General features: G+C 30.4%; 24 protein-coding genes and 1 pseudogene. 18 read left to right on the top strand and 7 right to left on the bottom strand.

Going from position 1 to position 20680, the window contains the following annotated elements; translation table 11 throughout:
- Window positions 1-23: 23 nt before the first annotated feature.
- The 6 genes from C7448_RS07545 to C7448_RS15805 all read left to right on the top strand — a co-directional run bounded on the left by C7448_RS07545 (window position 24) and on the right by C7448_RS15805 (window position 4309).
- Window positions 24-971, top strand: coding sequence for an isopenicillin N synthase family dioxygenase (locus C7448_RS07545; protein ID WP_115900760.1), 948 nt, complete (start codon window positions 24-26; stop codon window positions 969-971).
- A 5-nt stretch (window positions 972-976) separates the two neighbouring features.
- Window positions 977-1300: a translation initiation factor gene (locus tag C7448_RS07550; RefSeq protein ID WP_115900761.1), complete on the top strand. Its 324-nt coding sequence runs from the start codon at window positions 977-979 to the stop codon at window positions 1298-1300.
- A 141-nt stretch (window positions 1301-1441) separates the two neighbouring features.
- On the top strand, window positions 1442-2386 hold the full coding sequence (locus C7448_RS07555; RefSeq protein WP_115900762.1) for a DUF1835 domain-containing protein: 945 nt from the start codon (window positions 1442-1444) through the stop codon (window positions 2384-2386).
- Complete coding sequence (locus C7448_RS07560; RefSeq protein ID WP_115900763.1) at window positions 2387-3256, top strand: nucleoside phosphorylase; 870 nt, start codon at window positions 2387-2389, stop codon at window positions 3254-3256.
- Window positions 3257-4117 carry a substrate-binding domain-containing protein gene (locus tag C7448_RS07565; protein ID WP_115900764.1) on the top strand — a complete coding sequence of 287 codons (861 nt, stop codon included), beginning with the start codon at window positions 3257-3259 and terminating at the stop codon, window positions 4115-4117.
- 21 nt (window positions 4118-4138) lie between these two features.
- Window positions 4139-4309, top strand: a complete 171-nt coding sequence (locus C7448_RS15805; RefSeq protein WP_170141643.1) for a hypothetical protein — start codon at window positions 4139-4141, stop codon at window positions 4307-4309.
- A gap of 270 nt (window positions 4310-4579) precedes the next feature.
- On the opposite strand, the gene C7448_RS07570 is transcribed toward C7448_RS15805, so the two are convergent.
- Window positions 4580-5221, bottom strand: a complete 642-nt coding sequence (locus C7448_RS07570; protein ID WP_115900765.1) for a protein-L-isoaspartate(D-aspartate) O-methyltransferase — start codon at window positions 5219-5221, stop codon at window positions 4580-4582.
- Between the two features lie 219 nt (window positions 5222-5440).
- Here C7448_RS07570 and C7448_RS07575 point away from each other — a divergent pair, with 219 nt between their 5' ends.
- From C7448_RS07575 to C7448_RS07585, 3 genes are read left to right on the top strand one after another with little or no spacing between them, the layout of a single operon-like run.
- A complete protein-coding gene (locus C7448_RS07575; protein WP_115900766.1) occupies window positions 5441-6400 on the top strand; it encodes a Gfo/Idh/MocA family protein in 960 nt (319 codons plus the stop codon).
- 2 nt (window positions 6401-6402) lie between these two features.
- Window positions 6403-6744, top strand: coding sequence for a hypothetical protein (locus C7448_RS07580; RefSeq protein ID WP_115900767.1), 342 nt, complete (start codon window positions 6403-6405; stop codon window positions 6742-6744).
- A gap of 13 nt (window positions 6745-6757) precedes the next feature.
- On the top strand, window positions 6758-7645 hold the full coding sequence (locus C7448_RS07585; RefSeq protein ID WP_115900768.1) for a 3-hydroxybutyryl-CoA dehydrogenase: 888 nt from the start codon (window positions 6758-6760) through the stop codon (window positions 7643-7645).
- Between the two features lie 52 nt (window positions 7646-7697).
- On the opposite strand, the gene C7448_RS07590 is transcribed toward C7448_RS07585, so the two are convergent.
- Window positions 7698-8564 (bottom strand): MBL fold metallo-hydrolase, encoded by an 867-nt coding sequence (locus C7448_RS07590; protein WP_115900769.1) that lies wholly within the window; start codon window positions 8562-8564, stop codon window positions 7698-7700.
- Window positions 8565-8695: 131 nt separating this feature from the next.
- On the opposite strand from C7448_RS07590, the gene C7448_RS07595 reads away from it, so the two are divergent.
- Window positions 8696-9040 carry a winged helix-turn-helix transcriptional regulator gene (locus C7448_RS07595; protein ID WP_115900770.1) on the top strand — a complete coding sequence of 115 codons (345 nt, stop codon included), beginning with the start codon at window positions 8696-8698 and terminating at the stop codon, window positions 9038-9040.
- An 81-nt stretch (window positions 9041-9121) separates the two neighbouring features.
- Here C7448_RS07595 and C7448_RS07600 read toward each other — a convergent pair whose 3' ends face one another.
- From C7448_RS07600 to C7448_RS07620, 5 genes are all read right to left on the bottom strand, one after another.
- A complete protein-coding gene (locus C7448_RS07600) occupies window positions 9122-9568 on the bottom strand; it encodes a YybH family protein (protein WP_115900771.1) in 447 nt (148 codons plus the stop codon).
- 1 nt (window position 9569) lies between these two features.
- Window positions 9570-10523 (bottom strand): AAA family ATPase, encoded by a 954-nt coding sequence (locus C7448_RS07605; protein ID WP_115900772.1) that lies wholly within the window; start codon window positions 10521-10523, stop codon window positions 9570-9572.
- A 100-nt stretch (window positions 10524-10623) separates the two neighbouring features.
- Window positions 10624-12000, bottom strand: coding sequence for a peptidylprolyl isomerase (locus tag C7448_RS07610; protein WP_245939450.1), 1377 nt, complete (start codon window positions 11998-12000; stop codon window positions 10624-10626).
- Complete coding sequence (locus C7448_RS07615) at window positions 11963-12805, bottom strand: hypothetical protein (RefSeq protein ID WP_245939451.1); 843 nt, start codon at window positions 12803-12805, stop codon at window positions 11963-11965. The genes C7448_RS07610 and C7448_RS07615 overlap by 38 nt, the downstream gene beginning before the upstream one ends.
- Before the next feature lie 365 nt (window positions 12806-13170).
- On the bottom strand, window positions 13171-13452 hold the full coding sequence (locus C7448_RS07620) for a DUF493 family protein (protein WP_115900773.1): 282 nt from the start codon (window positions 13450-13452) through the stop codon (window positions 13171-13173).
- 116 nt (window positions 13453-13568) lie between these two features.
- On the opposite strand from C7448_RS07620, the gene C7448_RS07625 reads away from it, so the two are divergent.
- From C7448_RS07625 to C7448_RS07660, 8 genes and pseudogenes are all read left to right on the top strand, one after another.
- Complete coding sequence (locus tag C7448_RS07625) at window positions 13569-14111, top strand: AAA family ATPase (RefSeq protein WP_115900774.1); 543 nt, start codon at window positions 13569-13571, stop codon at window positions 14109-14111.
- A complete protein-coding gene (locus tag C7448_RS07630; RefSeq protein ID WP_115900775.1) occupies window positions 14104-15990 on the top strand; it encodes a RecQ family ATP-dependent DNA helicase in 1887 nt (628 codons plus the stop codon). Before C7448_RS07625 ends, C7448_RS07630 begins: the two co-directional genes overlap by 8 nt.
- Entirely contained in the window at window positions 15991-16935 is a 945-nt protein-coding gene (fmt, locus tag C7448_RS07635; RefSeq protein WP_211321897.1) for a methionyl-tRNA formyltransferase, read from the top strand. It abuts the gene before it with no gap.
- A 187-nt stretch (window positions 16936-17122) separates the two neighbouring features.
- Window positions 17123-17395, top strand: coding sequence for an HU family DNA-binding protein (locus C7448_RS07640; RefSeq protein ID WP_115900777.1), 273 nt, complete (start codon window positions 17123-17125; stop codon window positions 17393-17395).
- A gap of 120 nt (window positions 17396-17515) precedes the next feature.
- On the top strand, window positions 17516-18286 hold the full coding sequence (locus tag C7448_RS07645; RefSeq protein ID WP_115900778.1) for a pentapeptide repeat-containing protein: 771 nt from the start codon (window positions 17516-17518) through the stop codon (window positions 18284-18286).
- Between the two features lie 154 nt (window positions 18287-18440).
- Window positions 18441-18569, top strand: a pseudogene (locus C7448_RS16155) (nickel-binding protein); the annotation flags it as partial.
- A gap of 233 nt (window positions 18570-18802) precedes the next feature.
- Window positions 18803-19237: a MarR family winged helix-turn-helix transcriptional regulator gene (locus C7448_RS07655; RefSeq protein ID WP_115900779.1), complete on the top strand. Its 435-nt coding sequence runs from the start codon at window positions 18803-18805 to the stop codon at window positions 19235-19237.
- A 2-nt stretch (window positions 19238-19239) separates the two neighbouring features.
- Complete coding sequence (locus C7448_RS07660) at window positions 19240-20670, top strand: serine hydrolase (RefSeq protein WP_115900780.1); 1431 nt, start codon at window positions 19240-19242, stop codon at window positions 20668-20670.
- Window positions 20671-20680 lie beyond the last annotated feature (10 nt).

Below are 20680 nucleotides of genomic sequence, written 5' to 3' on the forward strand. Positions count from 1 at the left end.
CTGAATAATAAAACTTATTAACAATGAATAAAATTCCAAGCGTAAACTTAGCAGATTTTTTATCGGACGATACTGAAAGAAAGCAAAAATTCATCAATGAAATTGGTGACGCTTATGAGAATATAGGATTTGTAGCATTAAAAGGGCACTTTTTAGACGATGAACTAGTAGGCAACTTATATGCTGAAATCAAAAATTTTTTTGATTTACCTACAGATGTAAAAGAAAAATATGAAATTCCAGGTATTGGAGGTCAAAGAGGATATGTTTCATTTGGTAAAGAAAGTGCTAAAGGGAAAAAAGAAGGAGACTTAAAAGAGTTTTGGCATTTTGGTCAGTATGTTGATGCTGACTCAAAATACGCAAAAGAATATCCTGAAAATGTAGAAGTTGAAGAACTTCCTAGCTTTAACAAAGTTGGTAAAGAAGCTTACCAAATGTTAGAAAAAACTGCAAAATACGTTTTACGCTCGTTAGCATTACACTTAGGGTTAGAAGAAACTTATTTTGATAATTACATTAAAAACGGAAATAGTATTTTACGTCCAATTCACTACCCTCCTATCACTACCGAACCTAAAGGAGCCGTAAGAGCTGCTGCACATGGTGACATTAACTTAATTACTTTGTTAATGGGAGCTCAAGGAAAAGGGCTACAAGTACAAAACCATAAAGGAGAATGGATTGATGCCATAGCTGAAGAAGATGAATTAATGATTAATGTTGGTGATATGTTATCACGCCATAGTAATAATAAATTAAAATCAACAATTCACCGTGTAACCAACCCTCCCAAAGAATTATGGGGAACATCACGTTATTCAATTCCGTTTTTTATGCATCCTGTTTCTGATATGAAACTAGATGTTTTAGATAACTGTATTAATGAAAACAACCCTAAACAGTTTGAAGATATAACTGCTGGTGAGTTTTTAGATGAACGTTTACGCGAGTTAGGATTGAAAAAATAAATCTAATGGATTTACAAGATCAATTAAAAAATTTATTTCCAGAGCATCAGTTTGAAGAAAAACCTACAGAAAAGAAACCTGATATTTGGCTACAAGAAGAACCTATTCTTTGCAAGTATGAAAAACGAAAAGGGAAGCCAGTTACCATTATAGATGGATATAACGGAGCTACTCAAGATTTTAAAAAACTAGCTAAAGAAATTAAAACTAAACTGAGTGTTGGTGGTAGTTTTAAAGATGATACTATTATTATTCAAGGAGATTATAGAGATACTATAATGCAACTTTTAAAAGATAAAGGATTTAACGTAAAACGCGTTGGTGGATAAGTAAAAATGTCGAGAATTTTATTCTTCGACATTTTTTTATATTTACATCTTTTGTAAAGTATTAAATATCAACCAATAAATAATAACGTATAAAATAAACCGTTTATTTTATATAAAGAAATCAACCAATTCCCTCAAATCATGAAACATTCTTTATTACACATAACTAATGGAGACGTCACAACTCAAAGACTTCAAAAATTAAACATTGAAGGTGATATTATTACGTGGCGCGAAATGTTATGTGAAGGAAAAACATCAGTAGACGTAGGTAGTGAAGACTTTTGGAAAACCCGCTTTGACTTTTTAAAAACTACCTATAAAGTTACCAAGAAGAAATTTATAGATTATACCCTTAAAGAATACCGCAACCTTTGTAACCAAAAACAACAAGACGAAATTGTTTTATGGTTTGAATACGATTTATTTTGTCAAGTAAATATGTTAGCAGTAATAAGCTGGCTAAAAAGATACCGTAAAAACCACAAAATATCTTTAGTTACAAGTGGTAAAATAGATAACTCTAAAAAACTATATGGTTTAGGTGAATTATCTGCCCCCCAATTAATAGAACATTTTAATAATAAAATAGAACTATCTCAAAACGATATTGAGTATGCTGACTACATTTGGCAACTATATTGTTCTGATAGTCCATTACCTCTTGAAAATGCACATAAATTTAATCCAGAATCACCATTTGTATATCTCGAAAGTGCTATAAAAGCACATTTACTTCGTTTTCCTTCTATTGAAAATGGATTAAATCATATTGAAAATAATATTTTAAAAGTAGCTAACGAACATACATTTGCTAACCAAGATGAACTTTTAACTAACCTTTTAACTTATCAAGAAAACTACGGATTTGGTGATATTCAATACATTAACAAACTTGAAAGTCTTAAAAAGTTATTTACCTCATTTGATCCTGTAAAACTTAGTAAAACAGGTAAAAAAGTGTTGCAAAACCAAACTAACTATTATGCAAAAATTCGTTCTGATTTTTCGTATCTTGGTGGCGCAAAAAAATACAGCTATCTCTATGTAAACTCTACTGATAAGCTGTTAAAAATTACATCGTAAATGAGTATACAACATTCTGAACTCATCTTAAATCCAGATGGTAGTATTTACCACTTGAACTTAAGACCTGAACACATTGCTACCAATATCATTTTTGTTGGAGACCAATATCGTGTTGATAAAGTTACCAAGTACTTTGATACTATAGAGTTTAGTACCCAAAAAAGAGAGTTTAAAACCACTACTGGTACCTATAAAGGAAAAAGGATTTCTGTAATTTCTACGGGAATAGGTCCTGATAATATTGATATTGTTTTAAACGAGTTAGACGCATTAGTTAATATCGACTTAAACACACGTCAAGCTAAAGAAAAGTATACACAATTAAACATTACCAGAATTGGAACTTCGGGTTCTTTGCATGCAGACATTCCTGTTGACAGCTTTTTATTAAGCTCTCACGCATTGGATTTAAATGGGATGTTACAATCTTATCAAGTAGATGAAATTTCACATCCTGATATTGAGGAAGCTTTTATAAAACACACTAATTGGAGTACAAAAAAATCATATCCATTAATTATAGCTAACGGAAAATCTTTAGAAGACAAATTATTATCTGATAAGATATACAAAGGAATTACTGCTACTGCTGGTGGATTTTACGGACCTCAAGGACGTGTTTTGCGCTTGCCTTTACAAGACCCCGATTTAAATAAAAAAATAGATAGTTTTAACTACAACAACAATCGAATTACCAACCTAGAAATGGAAACTTCTGCTATTTACGGATTAGCTAAATTACTAGGACACAATGCTGCTTCAATGAACGCTATTATTGCTAATAGAGCAAACGGAACGTTTAGTGTAGATCCATATAAAGTAGTAAATGATTTGATTGTATACACTCTTGAGAAATTAGTTGAATAAATGCTGAAATTAAAAATAGGTGGTGTTCCAGAACACTTTAATTATCCATGGTACATCACTTTAAAAAATAAAGAATACACCAAAGAAGGAATAAACCTACGTTGGAAAGATTACCCTGGAGGTACAGGAGCCATGTCTAAAGCTTTACGTTCGGGTGAAGTTGATATTGCCTTAGTACTTACCGAAGGAATTATAAAGGATATTATTAACGGAAATCCATCAAAAATTACACAGACCTTTGTAAAAAGCCCGCTTGTTTGGGGAATCCATGTAGCTGCCAATTCTAAATTTAAAACAATTGATGATTTAGAGAACGCTACAGTAGCCATTAGCCGTTTTGGTTCTGGCTCTCAACTTATGGCAATTGTAAATGCTCATAACAATGGTTGGGACATTAACAAATTACAATTTAAAGTGGTTGGTGACTTACAAGGAGGAATTGATGCTTTAACTAACGGAGAAGCTGATTATTTTATGTGGGAACACTTTACCACTAAACCATTTGTTGATAATGGTACTTTTAGAAGAGTTGGTAACTGCCCTACCCCATGGCCTTGTTTTGTTATTGCTGTTCGTGATGAAATATTAGAAAATCATTTTGAAGAAGTAAAAAAAGTGCACAACATTATTAATAATTGTACACAAGATTTTAAAGACTTTGGTAATATTGATGAAATTCTTGCCAACAGATATGAACAACAAATAGAGGATATTCAAGAATGGCTATCTATTACCGAATGGAACGATGGTGAAGCTATTTCCGAAAATTTAATTACAGACATACAAAATAAAATGGTGGAGTTTAACGTTATTGAAAAGAAGGAAAATTCTGGTGACTTAATCAGAAATATGTATATTTGATTTTTAATAAAACTGAAAATGATGAAAAAAGTAGTATTTATTGCAATTTGTACTGTTAGTTTATTAGGTTTTTCTTCTTGCGGAAGTACTAGCCCATGCGGTTTAGCAAAAACTAATCAAAACAAACAAAAACAACATCAACAACAAGAAATAGTGGTTGCAGATGCAACTGAAGTAGCTATTGCTGAATAAGTTGATGTTTCTTTATTCAAATTCAATAAATCCGCTTTTTTAGGCGGATTTTTTATTTTAAAATTCTTACAAAAAAATCCTTTTCTAAAACAGAAAAGGATTTGAGTTTGTTATATATGTGTTAGCTTTTTACTTTGCTATAATTTCTCCCAGTAACTCTCCTTTTTCAAAAGCAAACACCATTACCAATGATAACATGATTGCTGCACCTGTAATAACATAATACATTGTTTTATTTTCTTTTTTCATAAAAAAATTTAGTTTTAATAATTAATTTTTCTTTTTTAACATGGGTACAAATCTAAAATCACCTAATTCATGCTTTTCAAATTCTTTAAGTGAATTTCTAATAAAAAGTGTCATCACTTGTTCTTGATCTCCGACAGGAATTAACAACCTACCTCCTACTTTAATTTGTCCTAATAATGCTTTAGGTACATATGGAGCTCCAGCTGTTACAATAATTTTATCAAAAGGAGCTTCTTCTGGTAATCCTTTATAGCCGTCTCCAAAAATAAATCTTTTTGGCTTATATCCTAGCTTTGGCAAAAACATTGAAGTTTTTTTAAACAATTCATGCTGTCTTTCTATTGAATACACCTCTGCATCCAATTCTAACAACACTGCTGTTTGATAACCAGATCCTGTTCCAATCTCTAATACTTTTTCGCCTGGTTTTATTTCTAATACTTGTGATTGAAAAGCCACTGTATATGGCTGAGAAATTGTTTGTTCTGCAGCAATAGGAAATGCTTTGTCTTGATACGCATGCGCTTCAAAACTGCTATCCATAAACAAATGTCTTGGAATTTTTCTAACAGCCTCTAATACTTTTTCGTCATTAATTCCTTTTGCTTCTAAAACGTTTGCTAATTGATTTCTAAGTCCTTGATGTTTGGTTGTGTCCTTCATTCTTACATTACTCTACCAATAGGTATTACTAGCTAAATTACTATAAAACCTATAATTTCTTATTTAAAATACCCATTATGGGGCTCACTAATTATAAAATTTCGGCAGGATAAAAGTAGTAATAAATCTGTATAAAAGTGTATCTTTGTTTGCGTTGATTTTTTGTAGAAATGAATTCTTTTTCAACAAACCAATCAAATAACTAATAATCTTTCACTTATGTTAAAAGCTGGAGTTTTAGGCGCAGGTCACTTAGGAAAAATCCATTTGCGTTTGTTACAACAATCAGAAAAATACGAATTAGTAGGATTTTACGATCCTTTTACAGAAAATGCACAAAAAATAGCTGATGAACTTGGCTATAAATTATTCGATTCAGTAGAAGCATTAATTGATGCTGTTGAAGTAGTTGATATTGTTACTCCTACTCTTTCTCACTTTGATTGTGCTAAGCAAGCCATTGAAAAAGGGAAGCATATTTTTATTGAAAAGCCTATTACTAATACAGTATTAGAGGCTGAAGCTATAAGAACCTTAGCTAGTCAATACCATGTTCGTGGACAAGTTGGGCATGTAGAGCGTTTTAATCCTGCTTTTATGGCTGTAAAAGACTTGATTGACTCTCCTATGTTTATTGAAACACACCGTTTAGCTGAGTTTAACCCTAGAGGAACAGATGTTCCTGTTGTTTTAGATTTAATGATTCATGATATTGATATTATTTTATCGGTAGTAGATTCAAAAGTAAAGAGTGTTCATGCAAGTGGAGTATCCGTAATTTCAGAAACTCCTGATATTGCCAATGCTCGTATTGAATTTGAAAACGGATGTGTTGCCAACCTAACAGCAAGTAGAATTTCTATGAAAAACATGCGTAAAAGTCGTTTTTTTCAAAAAGATGCGTATATCTCAGTAAACTTTTTAGAAAAACAATCGGAAATTGTTAGAATGAAAGATGTACCAGAAAAACCTGATGAATTTGCAATGATTTTGCAGAATGCTGAGGGAGTTAAAAAGCAAATTTATTATGATAATCCTGAAGTAGTTGCCAACAACGCTATTTTAGATGAATTAGATTCGTTTGCAGATGCTATTAAGAATAACACTACTCCTATTGTCTCATTACGTCAAGGTACTGAGGCTTTACGTGTAGCACATCAAATTATAGACTGTTTTTAGAAATGAATTCTCTTCGAGCGTTTGGTTTTTTATTATACTTTATAATATTCTTTGGAGGCTTATATTTTTTATGGAATAGCGGGAATATAGCTTTCTTTTTAGGTAAAACCACAAAAGTAAACGCTAAAATTGACTCTATAAAAGTTGTTTACGGAACAGCTGGAAGAGGGTATCATCAAAAGATTTATTATCAATATAAATTTAGAAACAAAACATATAGTTCAAACTTTAGAAATAAGGCTACGATGTGGGAGCCAATTCAAAAAAGTGATAGTTTACAACTAAAAATTTCAAATAATAACCCACAAAATAATAAAGTAATTGGAGTTTATTTCTCCTATTAAAACACACAACAACATGAAAAATATCGCCGTAATTGGAGCAGGAACAATGGGAAATGGAATTGCGCATACTTTTGCTCAATTTGGATACAATGTTCAACTTATCGACATTTCGCAAACTGCTTTAGATAAGGGGTTAGCAACCATTACTAAAAACTTAGATAGAATGGTAGCAAAAGAAAAAATTACTGAAGACGATAAAAACAATACCTTAAACAACATCACTACACACACCTCTATTAAAGACGGTGTGCAAAACACTAGCTTGGTTGTTGAGGCAGCTACTGAAAATATAGATTTAAAACTAAAGATTTTTAAGGACTTAGATGAAGCTTGTGCTGAGGATACTATTTTAGCGACTAATACTTCTTCTATTTCAATTACTCAGATTGCTGCAGCTACGAATCGTCCTGGGAAAGTAATTGGAATGCACTTTATGAACCCTGTACCAATTATGAAATTGGTTGAAATTATTAGAGGCTACAACACTTCTGATGAAGTAATGGACTTTACAGTTGATTTAACTAAGAAAATTAACAAAGTTCCTGTTGAAGTAAATGATTACCCCGGTTTTGTTGCCAACCGTATTTTAATGCCAATGATTAACGAAAGTATTGAAGCTTTATACAACGGTGTTGCTGGTGTTGCTGAAATTGACACTGTAATGAAGTTAGGAATGGCACATCCAATGGGACCATTACAATTAGCAGATTTTATTGGGTTAGATGTTTGTTTATCTATTTTAAACGTAATGTATGATGGATTTAAAAACCCTAAGTATGCTCCATGTCCATTATTAGTAAATATGGTTGCAGCAGGTAAATTAGGTGTTAAATCTGGTGAAGGTTTTTACAATTATTCAGAAAGTAGAAAAGCTGAGAAAGTTGCAAAGATGTTTTCTTAAAAACTAAGAGAAATATAAAATAAAAAAGAAGCCCAAAAGGCTTCTTTTTGTTTTATAACTGTAATACTTCACCTTCATTAGGGATTAACATTTTATCTTGAATAGATTTTTCTTGTTCTTTTAAAAATAAGCGAAGCTCCTCTTTTGTTAATCCACAATGGTTTATTGCGTCCATATGAATTGCTATTAAAATAGCCTTCGTATTCTCAACAGCTATACTTAATAATTCTTCTTTAGTTAACGTCATATGTTTACCTGGTTCTAAAACAGGATTTGGCTTGCTAAAAGTACACTCCCCTGTATTTGCAACAACATGAGTAGGTTTTTCAATTTTCAAAGCATTCTTTAAAAGACCATCTAAAACAGCATCTCCTGTTATAAATATTGTCTTTTCTTTAAATGTCAAAGAAAAAGAAGATGATTCGCCAAAAGGCATTGCTCCTGTTGCTCCTTCATGATGATGTGCTTCGTAGCGTTTTATCGATATTCCAGACCAATTTACAACCTGCTCTATGCTTTGTAAATTTGTAAAACCTTTTGATTTTAACTTTTCTACATCGAAAGGCTGGCAAAAAATAAGTATATCTTTAGGAAGTAATTTTTCAGCATCAGCATCAAAATGATCCGGATGATAATGTGTTATCAAAACAGCATCGGATTGTTCTATAATTTTTTCTTTAAGAATGGGTAAATCATTCATAGGAATCCGTTTATCATTAGAAAAAGGAATTGGGTCTTGTGTTCCTTTATCTGACAAAACAGGATCTATCAATATTTTTTTTGAATTCACTTCTAAAAGCACAGTAGCTTGTCGTATATATTGCATTTTTGTTACTGTCTCTTTTATAGCATTATTCGTTGTTTTACATGCGCTAATTATAGTTAAAACTAGTATTAACAGTTGATTAAATTTCCTCATTTTTTATATGTTTTTTCTTATACAACTACGAAACTAAAGCACTTTTTTACAGGAAACAATACGTTACATTTTTGTACCTTACGCACCTTTTGGTTAGTTTTTTTAGTACCAAAAAGATAGAATTGAAAAAAATGAAAAAATTTTCACCTTATTATTGTCCATTAACTTACGCTACAAAAGTTATAAGCGGAAAATGGAAGTTATTTATCATTTCTAGACTTGTTGAAAAACCACTCAGATATGGGCAAATTAAGACTGCGTGTGAAACAATTTCAGAAAAAATGTTAACTAACCAATTAAAAGAGTTAGAAGCTGATGGAATTATTACTAGAAAAATATATGCTGAAGTACCTCCAAGAGTTGAATATTCTCTTACTCCCTTTGGCAATGATTTAATCAATGCTTTAGCTCCATTACATGCTTGGGGTATTAAATACATAGAACATAAGAAAATTCCTTTTCCTGAACATAACTAAAAAGGTGATTTAAAGTATCACCAAAATAAACTAAGGATTGTATTCTTTAATTATAAGTTTATATAAAAGCTCGTTTTTGGCTTAACACGAAGTATCAGCGATGATTTTCCATTCGCCCTGTATCTTCTTGAAAATAATCATAAAGACTCCGTTAGCGTCTCCTACGTTTCTTTTTAAGTGATATTCTCCCATAACTGAATAAGCTCCATCAATAATTTTAGAAATATCATTAATCTTAAAAGTTAACGTTCCTGAGTGTTCTTTTGTTGGATAGCCTTTTTTATAGTTATCTAAGGTTTTTTGCCAACCAAAAGTAATCCCGTTACGTCCATAAAACTTTAGTGAATCACTTTTCCAATACCCATGCATAAAACCTTCTAAATCATGATTAGACCAAGCTTTTTCTTGTGCCTTCATCACTGATAAAATCTCTTGTTTTTCTGTTTCTTCTGAAACGGTTTTGGTAACTTCTTGCTTACATGAAGCAAATAGTATCACTAAAAAAACAATACTTAAAAACTTTTTCATTTTAAAATAGAGAGTTTATAATTTCTTTTACGGTAACTCCTTCTGCTTCTGCTTTGTAATTTTTCACAATTCTATGTGATAAAATAGGAATTGCTACCGCTTGAACATCTTCAATGTCTGGAGAATATTTTCCGTGTACAGCTGCATGTGCTTTAGCTGCTAAGATTAGGTTTTGTGAAGCTCTAGGGCCTGCTCCCCAGTCGATATATTTTTTTATTAACTCGGTTGCTTTATCTGAATTAGGACGTGTTTTTCCTACCAAACCAACAGCATATTCAACTACGTTATCTGCTACAGGAATTTTACGAATTAGCTTTTGAATGGCTATAATTTCGTCTGAAGAAAAAATAGCATTTACTTTTTGATTAATTATTGAAGTAGTATTTTTTACTACTTGCACTTCTTCTTCAAAACTTGGATACTCCAAATTAATTGAAAACATAAAACGGTCTAACTGAGCTTCTGGTAACGGATACGTTCCTTCTTGTTCAATAGGATTTTGCGTAGCTAGCACAAAAAAAGGCAACTCTAATTTATAATGGTGTCCAGCAATAGTTACTGACTTTTCTTGCATTGCTTCTAACAACGCTGCTTGTGTTTTAGGTGGTGTACGGTTAATTTCATCCGCTAAAATAATATTCGAAAAAATAGGTCCTTTTATAAATTTAAAATGACGTGTTTCATCTAATATTTCACTACCTAAAATATCGGAAGGCATTAAATCTGGAGTAAACTGAATTCTATTAAAGTTAAGTCCTAATGCACTAGAAATTGTGTTTACTAATAAGGTCTTTGCTAACCCAGGCACTCCAATTAACAACGAATGTCCTCCACAAAAAACTGAAAGTAGTGTATAGTTTACAGCTTCTTGTTGTCCTATAATTACTTTTCCTATTTCTTGTTGTAGTTGGCTGTACTTTTCTACCAATGTGTTTACTGCTGTTACGTCAGACATAAATTAAAGTTTTTCTTTGTTCAATAAATTTAATTACAAACTTTTATAAAATAAAATTCCCGCTCTCGCGGGAATGACAATATACTAAATTTATTATTTCTTATTTGTTTTCTTTTTTCCAATCTTTCTTAAAAGTACACTTCTTATAATCGTTGCTTAATTTTAAGTAAGTTTCTTGGATTTTTTCTTTCGTCCATTTTGTAATTTCTTCTTCTTTTTTCTTAGCTAAAGCAAATTGTTGCATTCTTACATAGTCTTGAACTAAATCTGCTTTGTGTGTATCTGTTTTCTCTTTTAATAAGATTACTTTATACATCTTTTCGCCTTCACGAGTTTCATCATAGTAAATATCAGATAAATCACCTTTTTTTAATTCGCTAATTCTTGCGAATAAATCTGGTGGCATTCTTGTTAACTCAAAAGTAGGCTCTTGGGTATAAGGATTCATAATTATACCTGCACTATTTTTTGTTTCTTCATCTTCAGAATACTTTTTTACAGCTTCTTCAAAAGTTATCTTTCCTTCTTTTATATCAGCTACTATTTTTTCTATTTGCTCTTTAGTTTCATTTAATTTTTTATCAGAAACCTCAGGTTGCATTAAAATATGAGATACTTCACGTTGATTCCCTTTTATTTTATGTAATTGAAGTATATGATAACCAAAAGCAGATTTAATTGGCTCTGAAATTTGATCAACATCTAATGAAAATGCCGTTTCTTTAAATTCTTTAATAAATGGGCTATCTTTTGTTATCACATATTTCCCTTCATTCTGAGCTACTCCTGGATCTTCTGAGTTAATGATTGCTTTTAACTTAAAACTAGCACCGTTTTCAACCTCTTTTTTAATTTCTTTTAATTTGTTAATAACGCGCTCTTCCTCTTCTTTAGTTGGTTCTGCTTTAATTACTAGTTGTTGTAATTGAACTTCGGCAGGTATTTCAGGTAATTCTTTTTTATCTTCTAAACCTTTAAAATAGATACGAATCTCTTCTGGAGTAACATCTATATTTTCTGTAATTTTTTGCTGCTCTTTTTCTATTAATAGATTTTCTTTTTGAACCCTTCCTAGCTCCTTCTTTAAATCTTCAATATCATTAAAACCATAAGCTTCAACTACTTTTTCCTCACTTCCATATTCTTGTGAAAAGAAAGCAATACTCCTATCTACCCTACTATCTATTTCTGATTGTGATACTGTAGCACTATCAATCACTGCATGATGAGCTAATAATTTTTGTTGCATTAATTCTTCTAACATTTCACAGTCAGAAATCTTTACCTTACCCTCACTTCTTAATTCTACCTCTTGCTTAAACTTATCTATATCAGAATCTAAAACAATGTTTTTACCTACCACAACAGCAACACCATCTACTTTTGTACCTTGTGCATAAATTGTTGTTAAGCTTACTAAAAACAACGTAAATACTATACTAATATTCTTTAAAGTTCTTGTTTTCAATTGCATCATTTATCAGCGTTTTTTCAATATCTCGTATTAATTCTAATTTTCTTTTATGTAAAATAATTTGTTTTATTCTAGGACTTACATAGCTTAATGGAGCCGTAGCATTTTGTGGTAACATATTTTTTACAGCGACCAAATATACTCCTAAACTATCTTCTTTTTGTATGAATTTTGATATTTTTAACAAGTTTTCTTTTGTTTCATTACGAAAAGGCGGAATTTTTTTCTTTAAATAATCAAAAGTTACCCAAGTTGAATCTTGTAATCGATATGATTTAAAATTTAACAAGTGCCTTTCTAAATCTTCTTTGTCTTCTTCTTTTTCTGATTTAAACTGCTTTATTGTCTCTTTTTTATCCAAATAATTTTTACCAAAATGTACATACTCAAACTGTACAAGTTCTTCACTTACCTTAAAATTATCTTTGTTTTCGTTATAATACATGGCTATCTCTTCCTCAGTAACAACAGTATCTAGTTGTTGTTTAATCAAACGCTCTTTATAACCGTTAATGTATAAACTTTTTTTATAATCATTAACTAGGCTTTGTATCTCTTCACTATTTACTTCTGATATATTCTCTTCAGCCTTTACATACAATAATTCTTGTTTTGCCCACGAGTTAATTAGCCCTTTTACTATAACTAAACTGTCTTTAGGTGAAAGGTTCTTAGGTAACAACCCAGCAATATCTTTTTTATACAAGTGTTTATTGTATACTGTAGCTATTGGTCTTTCATTTGTAACCTTTTTAGTTTTTAGGCTTACAAGATCGCATGAAACTATTACTAATAATGATGTTATCAAAAAAATATTTTTTCTCACTTTATACTATTGGTTATATGTATTCTTAAATTTTCTTAATGCCCCTTTTCTTACTCTAACCATACTTTTATTTCGTAGCTTTTTAACCCATTTTTTTTCTAATTAATCTTGATAATTACTTATTCTCTTATTTCATCAAGTTCTTTGCCATATTTTTAGTTTAGTTAAAAAAAGTTATAACCATAGTCTTTGATTTCTATATATTTTTTTCAACAAGTTATACAAAGTCTTTTTGAGTAAACTTTCTAAGAATCATTTATACAAAATAATTCTGATTCTTTTTTAACACAAAAATGTTACAACGTAAAAAATGGAAAGTATAAGAGCACTTTCTTTATACTGTAAATTTACAAAGAAATAATTCCTTTTATTGCCTCTGCTCTTTTATAGTACGAAATAACTTCGTCTGAACTTTTTACGGTAATATGTATTGATACACTTACATACTTTCCTGTTTTAGATTTTTTGGTATTAATAACTGCTCCTCCATTATTAAATAAATCTTGGACTTCTTTCACCTGGTTACCATCAGTGGGAACAATAAATTTATATAAATACTTAGCTGGAAAGGTTGTAGTATCTTCTAACTGTGATTTTAATTTTGCGTAAAAAGCTTCTCTATCTTGCATAACTCAAAAATTACTGTTTTTATTAAAATTCATCAAAAAATATAGAGCATATAGTGATGAAGCACAAAATTACACTATTTATTATATTTATAACTTGAAACTTTTATTTTTGCCCCATGCAACAAAAAATAGTTTTAATAGGTGGTCCCGGTACGGGTAAATCCTCTATTTTAAGAGAATTTATTAAACGAGGATATGAATGTATGCCAGAGATTTCAAGAGAAGTTACACTAAAAGCTCAAAAAGATGGGGTTGACCAACTTTTCTTAGAGCAACCTTTATTATTTAGCCAACTATTATTAGAAGGAAGAGAGCAACAGTACTTAGAAGCTCATCAAAGCGATGCAGAAGTCATCTTTTTTGATAGAGGAATTCCTGATGTACATGCGTATATGAATTATTTAGGATCTGACTATCCACAGGTTTTTATTGAAAAAAGTAATAAATATTTATACAGTAAAGTATTTATGTGTTCACCTTGGGAAGCCATTTATAAATCTGATAACGAACGTTATGAAACTTTCGAACAATCAGTAAAAATAGATACCTTTTTAAAGGAAGCTTATGAAGAAGTAGGCTATAATATTATTAACGTTCCTTTTGGTTCGGTACGAGAACGCTGTGATTTTATTTTACATTCGTTAAAATACGATGCATGATAAACCATTAGAAATATTAAAACATTATTGGGGCTATAATTCATTTAGAAAGCCTCAACAAGAAATAATTACTGAAGTTTTAGCAGGAAATAATATTGTTGCTTTACTTCCAACTGGCGGTGGGAAATCTATCTGTTTTCAAGTTCCTGCATTAGTTAAAGAAGGTGTTTGTATTGTAGTTTCTCCATTAATTGCTTTGATGCAAGACCAAGTTTCTAATCTTACCAATAAAGGTATAAAAGCAACTTTAATACCTTCAGGAAGTACACATGATGAAATTATTACACTTTTTGATAATATCCGATTTGGAAATACTAAGTTTTTATACATTTCTCCTGAACGATTACAATCGCGTTTTATTCAAAAAAAAATAAAGCAGCTCAATGTTAACCTAATTGCCATTGATGAAGCACACTGTATTTCTGAATGGGGACACGATTTTCGTCCATCTTATCAAAACATTACTGTTTTAAAAGAACTACAACCAACTATTCCAATAATTGCTTTAACCGCTACAGCTACTCAAAAAGTAATTTCAGATATTATTTCTTCTCTTGAGTTAGAAAATACTACTGTTTTTAAAAAATCTTTTTTTAGAGAAAACTTAGCCTATCAAATTTTTAAAACTGAAGACAAACTTGGTAAACTCAGTAAGATTTTTACTAAAACAAAAGCTCCTGCTATTGTATATGTAAACACTCGTAGTAAAACAAAGGAAATTAGTAGCTACTTAAATGCACAAGGTTTTAAAAATTCTTTGTATCATGGTGGTCTTTCTTCTATAGAAAAAAAACTTGCTTTTGAAAATTGGATGTCAGAGAAAACTCCAATTATTGTTGCTACCAACGCTTTTGGTATGGGAATTGACAAACCCAATGTTCGGGTAGTTGTTCATCTTAACTTACCATCTTCTATAGAGAATTATATCCAAGAAGCGGGTCGTGGCGGACGTGATGGAATAAAGTCTTTTTCTGTAGTATTAACAAATAATAGTGATATTTCTTTAAGTAGTGAATTGCTCGAAAAATCATTACCAACCATTGAAGAAATAAAAATTGTTCATCAAAAACTATATCAGCACTTTCAAATCGTTAAAGGAGAATTGATAGAAACTGCTTTCGATTTTAATTTTTTAGACTTTTGTAGTAAGTACAATTTTATTCCTAACAAAACATTTAATACACTTCAAATACTTAACAATAATGGAATAATAGAGCTAAATCATAATTTTCAACAAAACTCTACTATTCAATTTTTAGTTTCAAGTAAACAAGTCATATTACATGCTAATCAAAACTCTCAAGTAAAAAACTTTATTCAGCAAGTTTTGCGTATGTATGGTGGGGTATTTGAAAACCCTGTGAAAATTGATGAGTTCTATATTGCTAAAAAACTAGGAACGACTTCTTGGTTTGTAATTGACACTTTGGAAAAATTAGCTCAAAAAGAATTGATTACTTATACCAAAGCAACAAACAATGCAGAGCTTTTCTTTCTACATCCCAGAGAAGATAATAAAACTATCAACCGAATTGCTGTAAACATTCAACAATATATCAAACAGAAAAAACAAAAGAATAGAGATTTACTTCGGTTTATAGAAAACAATTCAGTTTGTAGAAGTGTACAGCTCCTCTCTTATTTTGGTGAACATCACACTAATAATTGTGATATTTGTGATGTATGTTTACATAAAAAAAAAGTACCTACTGTAACTCTGAAAGAAGTTTTTTCATTATTCAGAAACGAAAAAAGCTTTACAGTTACTGAAATCTGCTCACTATTAAATGAAAAAGAAGCGAACATTTTAATACTTTTGCGAGAACTTCTTGCTGAAGATAAAATACACACAAAAAACAATAAATACTTTTTAAAATAAATGAGAGATTTACGCATCGTTTTTATGGGAACTCCTGATTTTGCTGCTACTATTTTACAGCACTTAGTGGAGAATGATTATAATGTAGTAGGAGTTATCACCGCTGCAGACAAACCTGCTGGTAGAGGTCGTAAGCTTAATCAATCTGCAGTAAAAAAATATGCTTTATCTCAAAACTTGCCTATCCTTCAACCTAAAAATTTAAAAAGCGAGGAATTTCAAAAAGATTTAAAAAAATGGAATGCCAACTTACAGGTTGTGGTAGCTTTTAGAATGTTACCAAAATCAGTTTGGGCAATGCCAAAATATGGTACATTTAATTTACATGCTTCATTATTACCTGAATATCGTGGAGCCGCTCCTATTAACTGGGCAATTATAAATGGCGAAACCAAAACAGGTGTTACTACTTTCTTTATTGATGATAAAATTGATACTGGTGAAATTATCCTACAAAGTGAGGTAACAATTGAAGAAAATGAAGTTGTTGGAGAATTACACGATAGGTTAATGTACCTAGGAGCTAAACTAGTTGCTGAGACTTTAGATTTAATTGCTAAAGGAGATGTTACAACTACTAAACAACCTGAGTTAGAAGAAAAATCTGCTCCAAAATTATTTCCTCATAACTGTAAAATAGATTGGTCTAAACCTTTAGATGATATTTATAATCATATTCGCGGGTTAAACCCATATCCTGCGGCTTGGACAACCATTTTAAATGGAGGTGAAGAAATATCAGCCAAAATATATAGAGTTAGTAAAGAGTTTTCTTCACATAGCTTTGATATTGGTACTGTTATTACCTCTAAAAAAGAGTTAAAAATTGCTGTTACAAATGGTTACTTAAATATCCATCAAATTAAAATTTCTGGCAAAAAATTAATGGACACTCAAAGTTTATTGAATGGTTATCAGTTTAAAAAAGAAGCAAAAGTGCTGTAGCCCTTTGTTTACAAGGTTTTAACCTTTTTAACAAAAACCAGCTAGTGGTTATTAACAATTCATAGCAACTTATTAACAAAAGAGTATTTTTTTTGAGTCAAATCTTGCACAATCCCGCATTCCGTCTATATTTGTTGAGCTATTGAAGCAAAAAAAACATTAATTAATTTTAAAATCTATTTAAATTATGAACAAATCAGATTTAATCGATGCGATGGCTGCTGATGCAGGAATTTCAAAAGCTGCTGCAAAAGCTGCATTAGACTCTTTAACTGCTAACGTAACTAACACTTTAAAGAAAGGTGATAAAGTTGCTTTAGTTGGATGGGGAACTTGGTCTGTTTCTAAGAGAGCTGCTAGAACTGGTAGAAACCCTCAAACAGGAAAAGAAATTCAAATTGCTGCTAAAAATGTAGTTAAGTTTAAAGCTGGTGCTGGTTTAAGCGATTCAGTAAACTAATATTTTCCACGAAACATATTAAAGGTAGCATTTAGGTAATTAAATGCTACCTTTTTTTATATAAGTGTCACAAAAAACAAATATAGGTTGTCTATTATATAGAACTTAAAACCATTTAAAATGAAAAATATAGTTACTATTATTGGACTTTTGTTTTGCTTTTCAACTGCTTTTTCGCAAAAAACTATAAGTGTATCAGATATTATGAAAGATCTTAAAAACGGAAAAGCAATAGAGATTTCAAACGCAACTATTAAAGGTGTATTAGACTTTACTTTTATGAACGAAGCCTTACCTAAATTACCTAAAAGAAAACGTTGGTGGAATAATGGAGGGTCTAATACTATTGAAAAACAAATTACCAATAAAGTTTCTTTTGTAAACTGTGTTTTTGATGATGATGTACTTGCCTACATTCCTCATGAAAAAAGTGGATATACTTTTGTTGCTAACTTTGAAGATGTAGTTGTATTTAAAGACTGTACTTTTGAACAAAAAGCTATGTTCAAGTATTCTGATTTTGAAAAAGATTCTAATTTTTCTAACACTAAATTCAAAGGAGATTCTACCTTCAAATATGCGAAGTTTAATAGAGATATTACTTTTGAAAACACTTCTTTTGGAGAACCTGCTACCTTTAAATATGCAGACTTTAACCGTTTTGTTAGTTTTAAAAACGCTGTTTTTAATGAAAGTGCTATTTTCAAATATACAGAATTTAAAGATGGTGTGTCATTTAGAAATGTGAAATTTGAAGAAGATTTAAATATTAAATACACCAAAGTATCAGGTGAGTTTGATATTACTGGTATGGAAGTAGCCTTTGATATTGATTCAAAATACACCAAAATAAACGGAAAAAGTTTTAATAAATATTTATTAAAAAAGTAACTAACTTACTCAATACTTAAAGATAAAGTTCCTCTTAAGCTTATGTAAGTTTTAAGAATACTCTAAACACAAACAAGTAGAAACTAGCATACTTACACTTCATAACGTTAATAACTACAAGAAGTTTCACTAACTTCTTGACTATGTAAGCAAGAATAAAATATATTGTATTTATAATGCTCCGAATGAATCAAAGATTCGTGAACATGCCGAAAAAGGTGGATTTCCTTTAAATAAAATTAGTAAAGTTTCAACCATTATTAATCCTGTTACTACGGAGTAATTAAAACAATTTATAGGGTTTTTATTTCACTAAACCATTAACTAAAGACCTCGTGATTTACGAGGTCTTTATATTTTTACTTAGCTTAACTTTTTTCTAAAGAGCTTCTAAGTTTAACACCTATATATAACTATCTCTAAAAACAGCTTTTTTAATATCTATTGTGCTTTTACACTTAATTAATACTTGATATATCAAATATATTTTTATTTTTGCTTGATATATCAAATAAAATGAATTTTAATACACCTACAACTACTGCTTTATATTCCATAGAAGAAACTATAAAAGCATATCGTAAGCTCAGTCAACATAATATTACCCAAATTGTTCCTGATATTACTGTAGACCAAGCTCTAATCTTGTTGATACTTGAAAACAATAACAAAACTCAAACAGAAATTGCCGATTTAGTTTTTAAAGACTATGCTTCTATGACACGTATAGTAAAATTAATGATAACAAAAAACTACTTAACAAAAACAACAGACAGTAAAGACAAGCGAAAGGCTAAGTTAGAAATTACAGATCATGGAAAAGAGATTATAAAAAAACTAAAGCCTATAATACAAAAAAATAGAGAAACCGCCCTAAATGCTATTTCAGATGAAGAATTAGAACAACTATACAGAACTTTACAAAAAATAACTAAAAATTGTAATTCTTAAAAATGAGAAAACTAACTTATTTACTAGTACTAATCATCATCCTTTCTTACACAAATAATAAATCTAGTCCATTAGAAGACTCCAATATAAATGAAATTGCCAATTACTTAGACTCTTTAGATGGATTCAGTGGAGCAGTTTTAATTGCTAAAAATGGTAGTGTTTTATTCAAAAAAGCATATGGATTTGCTCATTTAGGACATAAAGTTAAAAATAGAACAGACACAAAATTTAATCAAGGGTCAATTGGAAAAACATTTACAGCTGTAGCTATATTACAGTTAATACAACAAAAAAAAATAAAATTAACTGACAAAATAGGTGACTATCTTCCTAATTACCCGAATAAAATTGCTAGAGATTCTGTGACAATAGCTCATCTTTTAACACATACAAGTGGACTACCTCATTTTTTTGCGAGGAAATCCTTTATTAATGGGTCTAAAGATTTATATAGGTTCGCCAATAACTTTAGTTCTCTTTATGAAAATGAACCAATGGAATCTAAACCTGGTGAAATATTTTCATATCGAAATACCAATTACTTGATACTTGGTAGAATAATTGAAACTGTAACTGGTAAGGAATACAATAAATATTTAGAAAGTAATATATACTCAGCCGCTTCGATGGAAAACACCGGTAATTATGATTTAGACCATCCTATTAACAATGCCGCAGAGGGTTATACAACCTCTGAAGTTCACCCAGACAAACTTAAAATAAATATCCATACATATCCTGTAAGAGGTGGTGCTCATGGAGGAGGATATACCACCTTAGACGATTTGTATAAATTTTCTCAAGCTTTGCAAAACTATAAACTTCTTAATGGAAAATACACAAGCCTATATACCACACCTTTAAACAAAGACAGTCATTATGGTTATGGAATGCAATTTTCAAATCCTGATAAAGGTACTATATACGGGCATACTGGAGGGCACTATGGTGTTGGTAATGAATGGCGAGTTTATAAACAAGAAGGATATACCGTAATAATTCTTACAAATAAAGATGCCAACAAAGGCTTTTTAGATGCTCGCTATTTTATAGAAAAAACTATTGCAGGCTCTACACCTAAACTCGATAATTATTTTTTCACCAAAAAGGTGATTAAAGCCTATTTAAATAGTGGCTTGGAACAAGCCAAAGCTACGATTAAAAACTCAAAATTTAAACTTTCTGAAATAGAGTTAAATACTGAAGGCTATGAAATGATTAAAAGAGGTTTTTATAAAAAAGCAATTGACCTTTTTACTCTTGAAGTACTATTTTTTCCTGAATCATATGATGCTTACGACTCTTTAGGAGAAGCTTATATGGAAAATGGTCAAATAAAAAAAGCTATCAAAAATTATCAAAAAAGCCTCAAGCTTAATCCTGATAATACAAATGCTGTAGAGAAGCTAAAAGAATTAAAATCTATTTAATTGTAATTAA

Origin of the sequence: Tenacibaculum gallaicum (genome assembly GCF_003387615.1) — a bacterium.
Taxonomy (GTDB): domain Bacteria; phylum Bacteroidota; class Bacteroidia; order Flavobacteriales; family Flavobacteriaceae; genus Polaribacter; species Polaribacter gallaicus.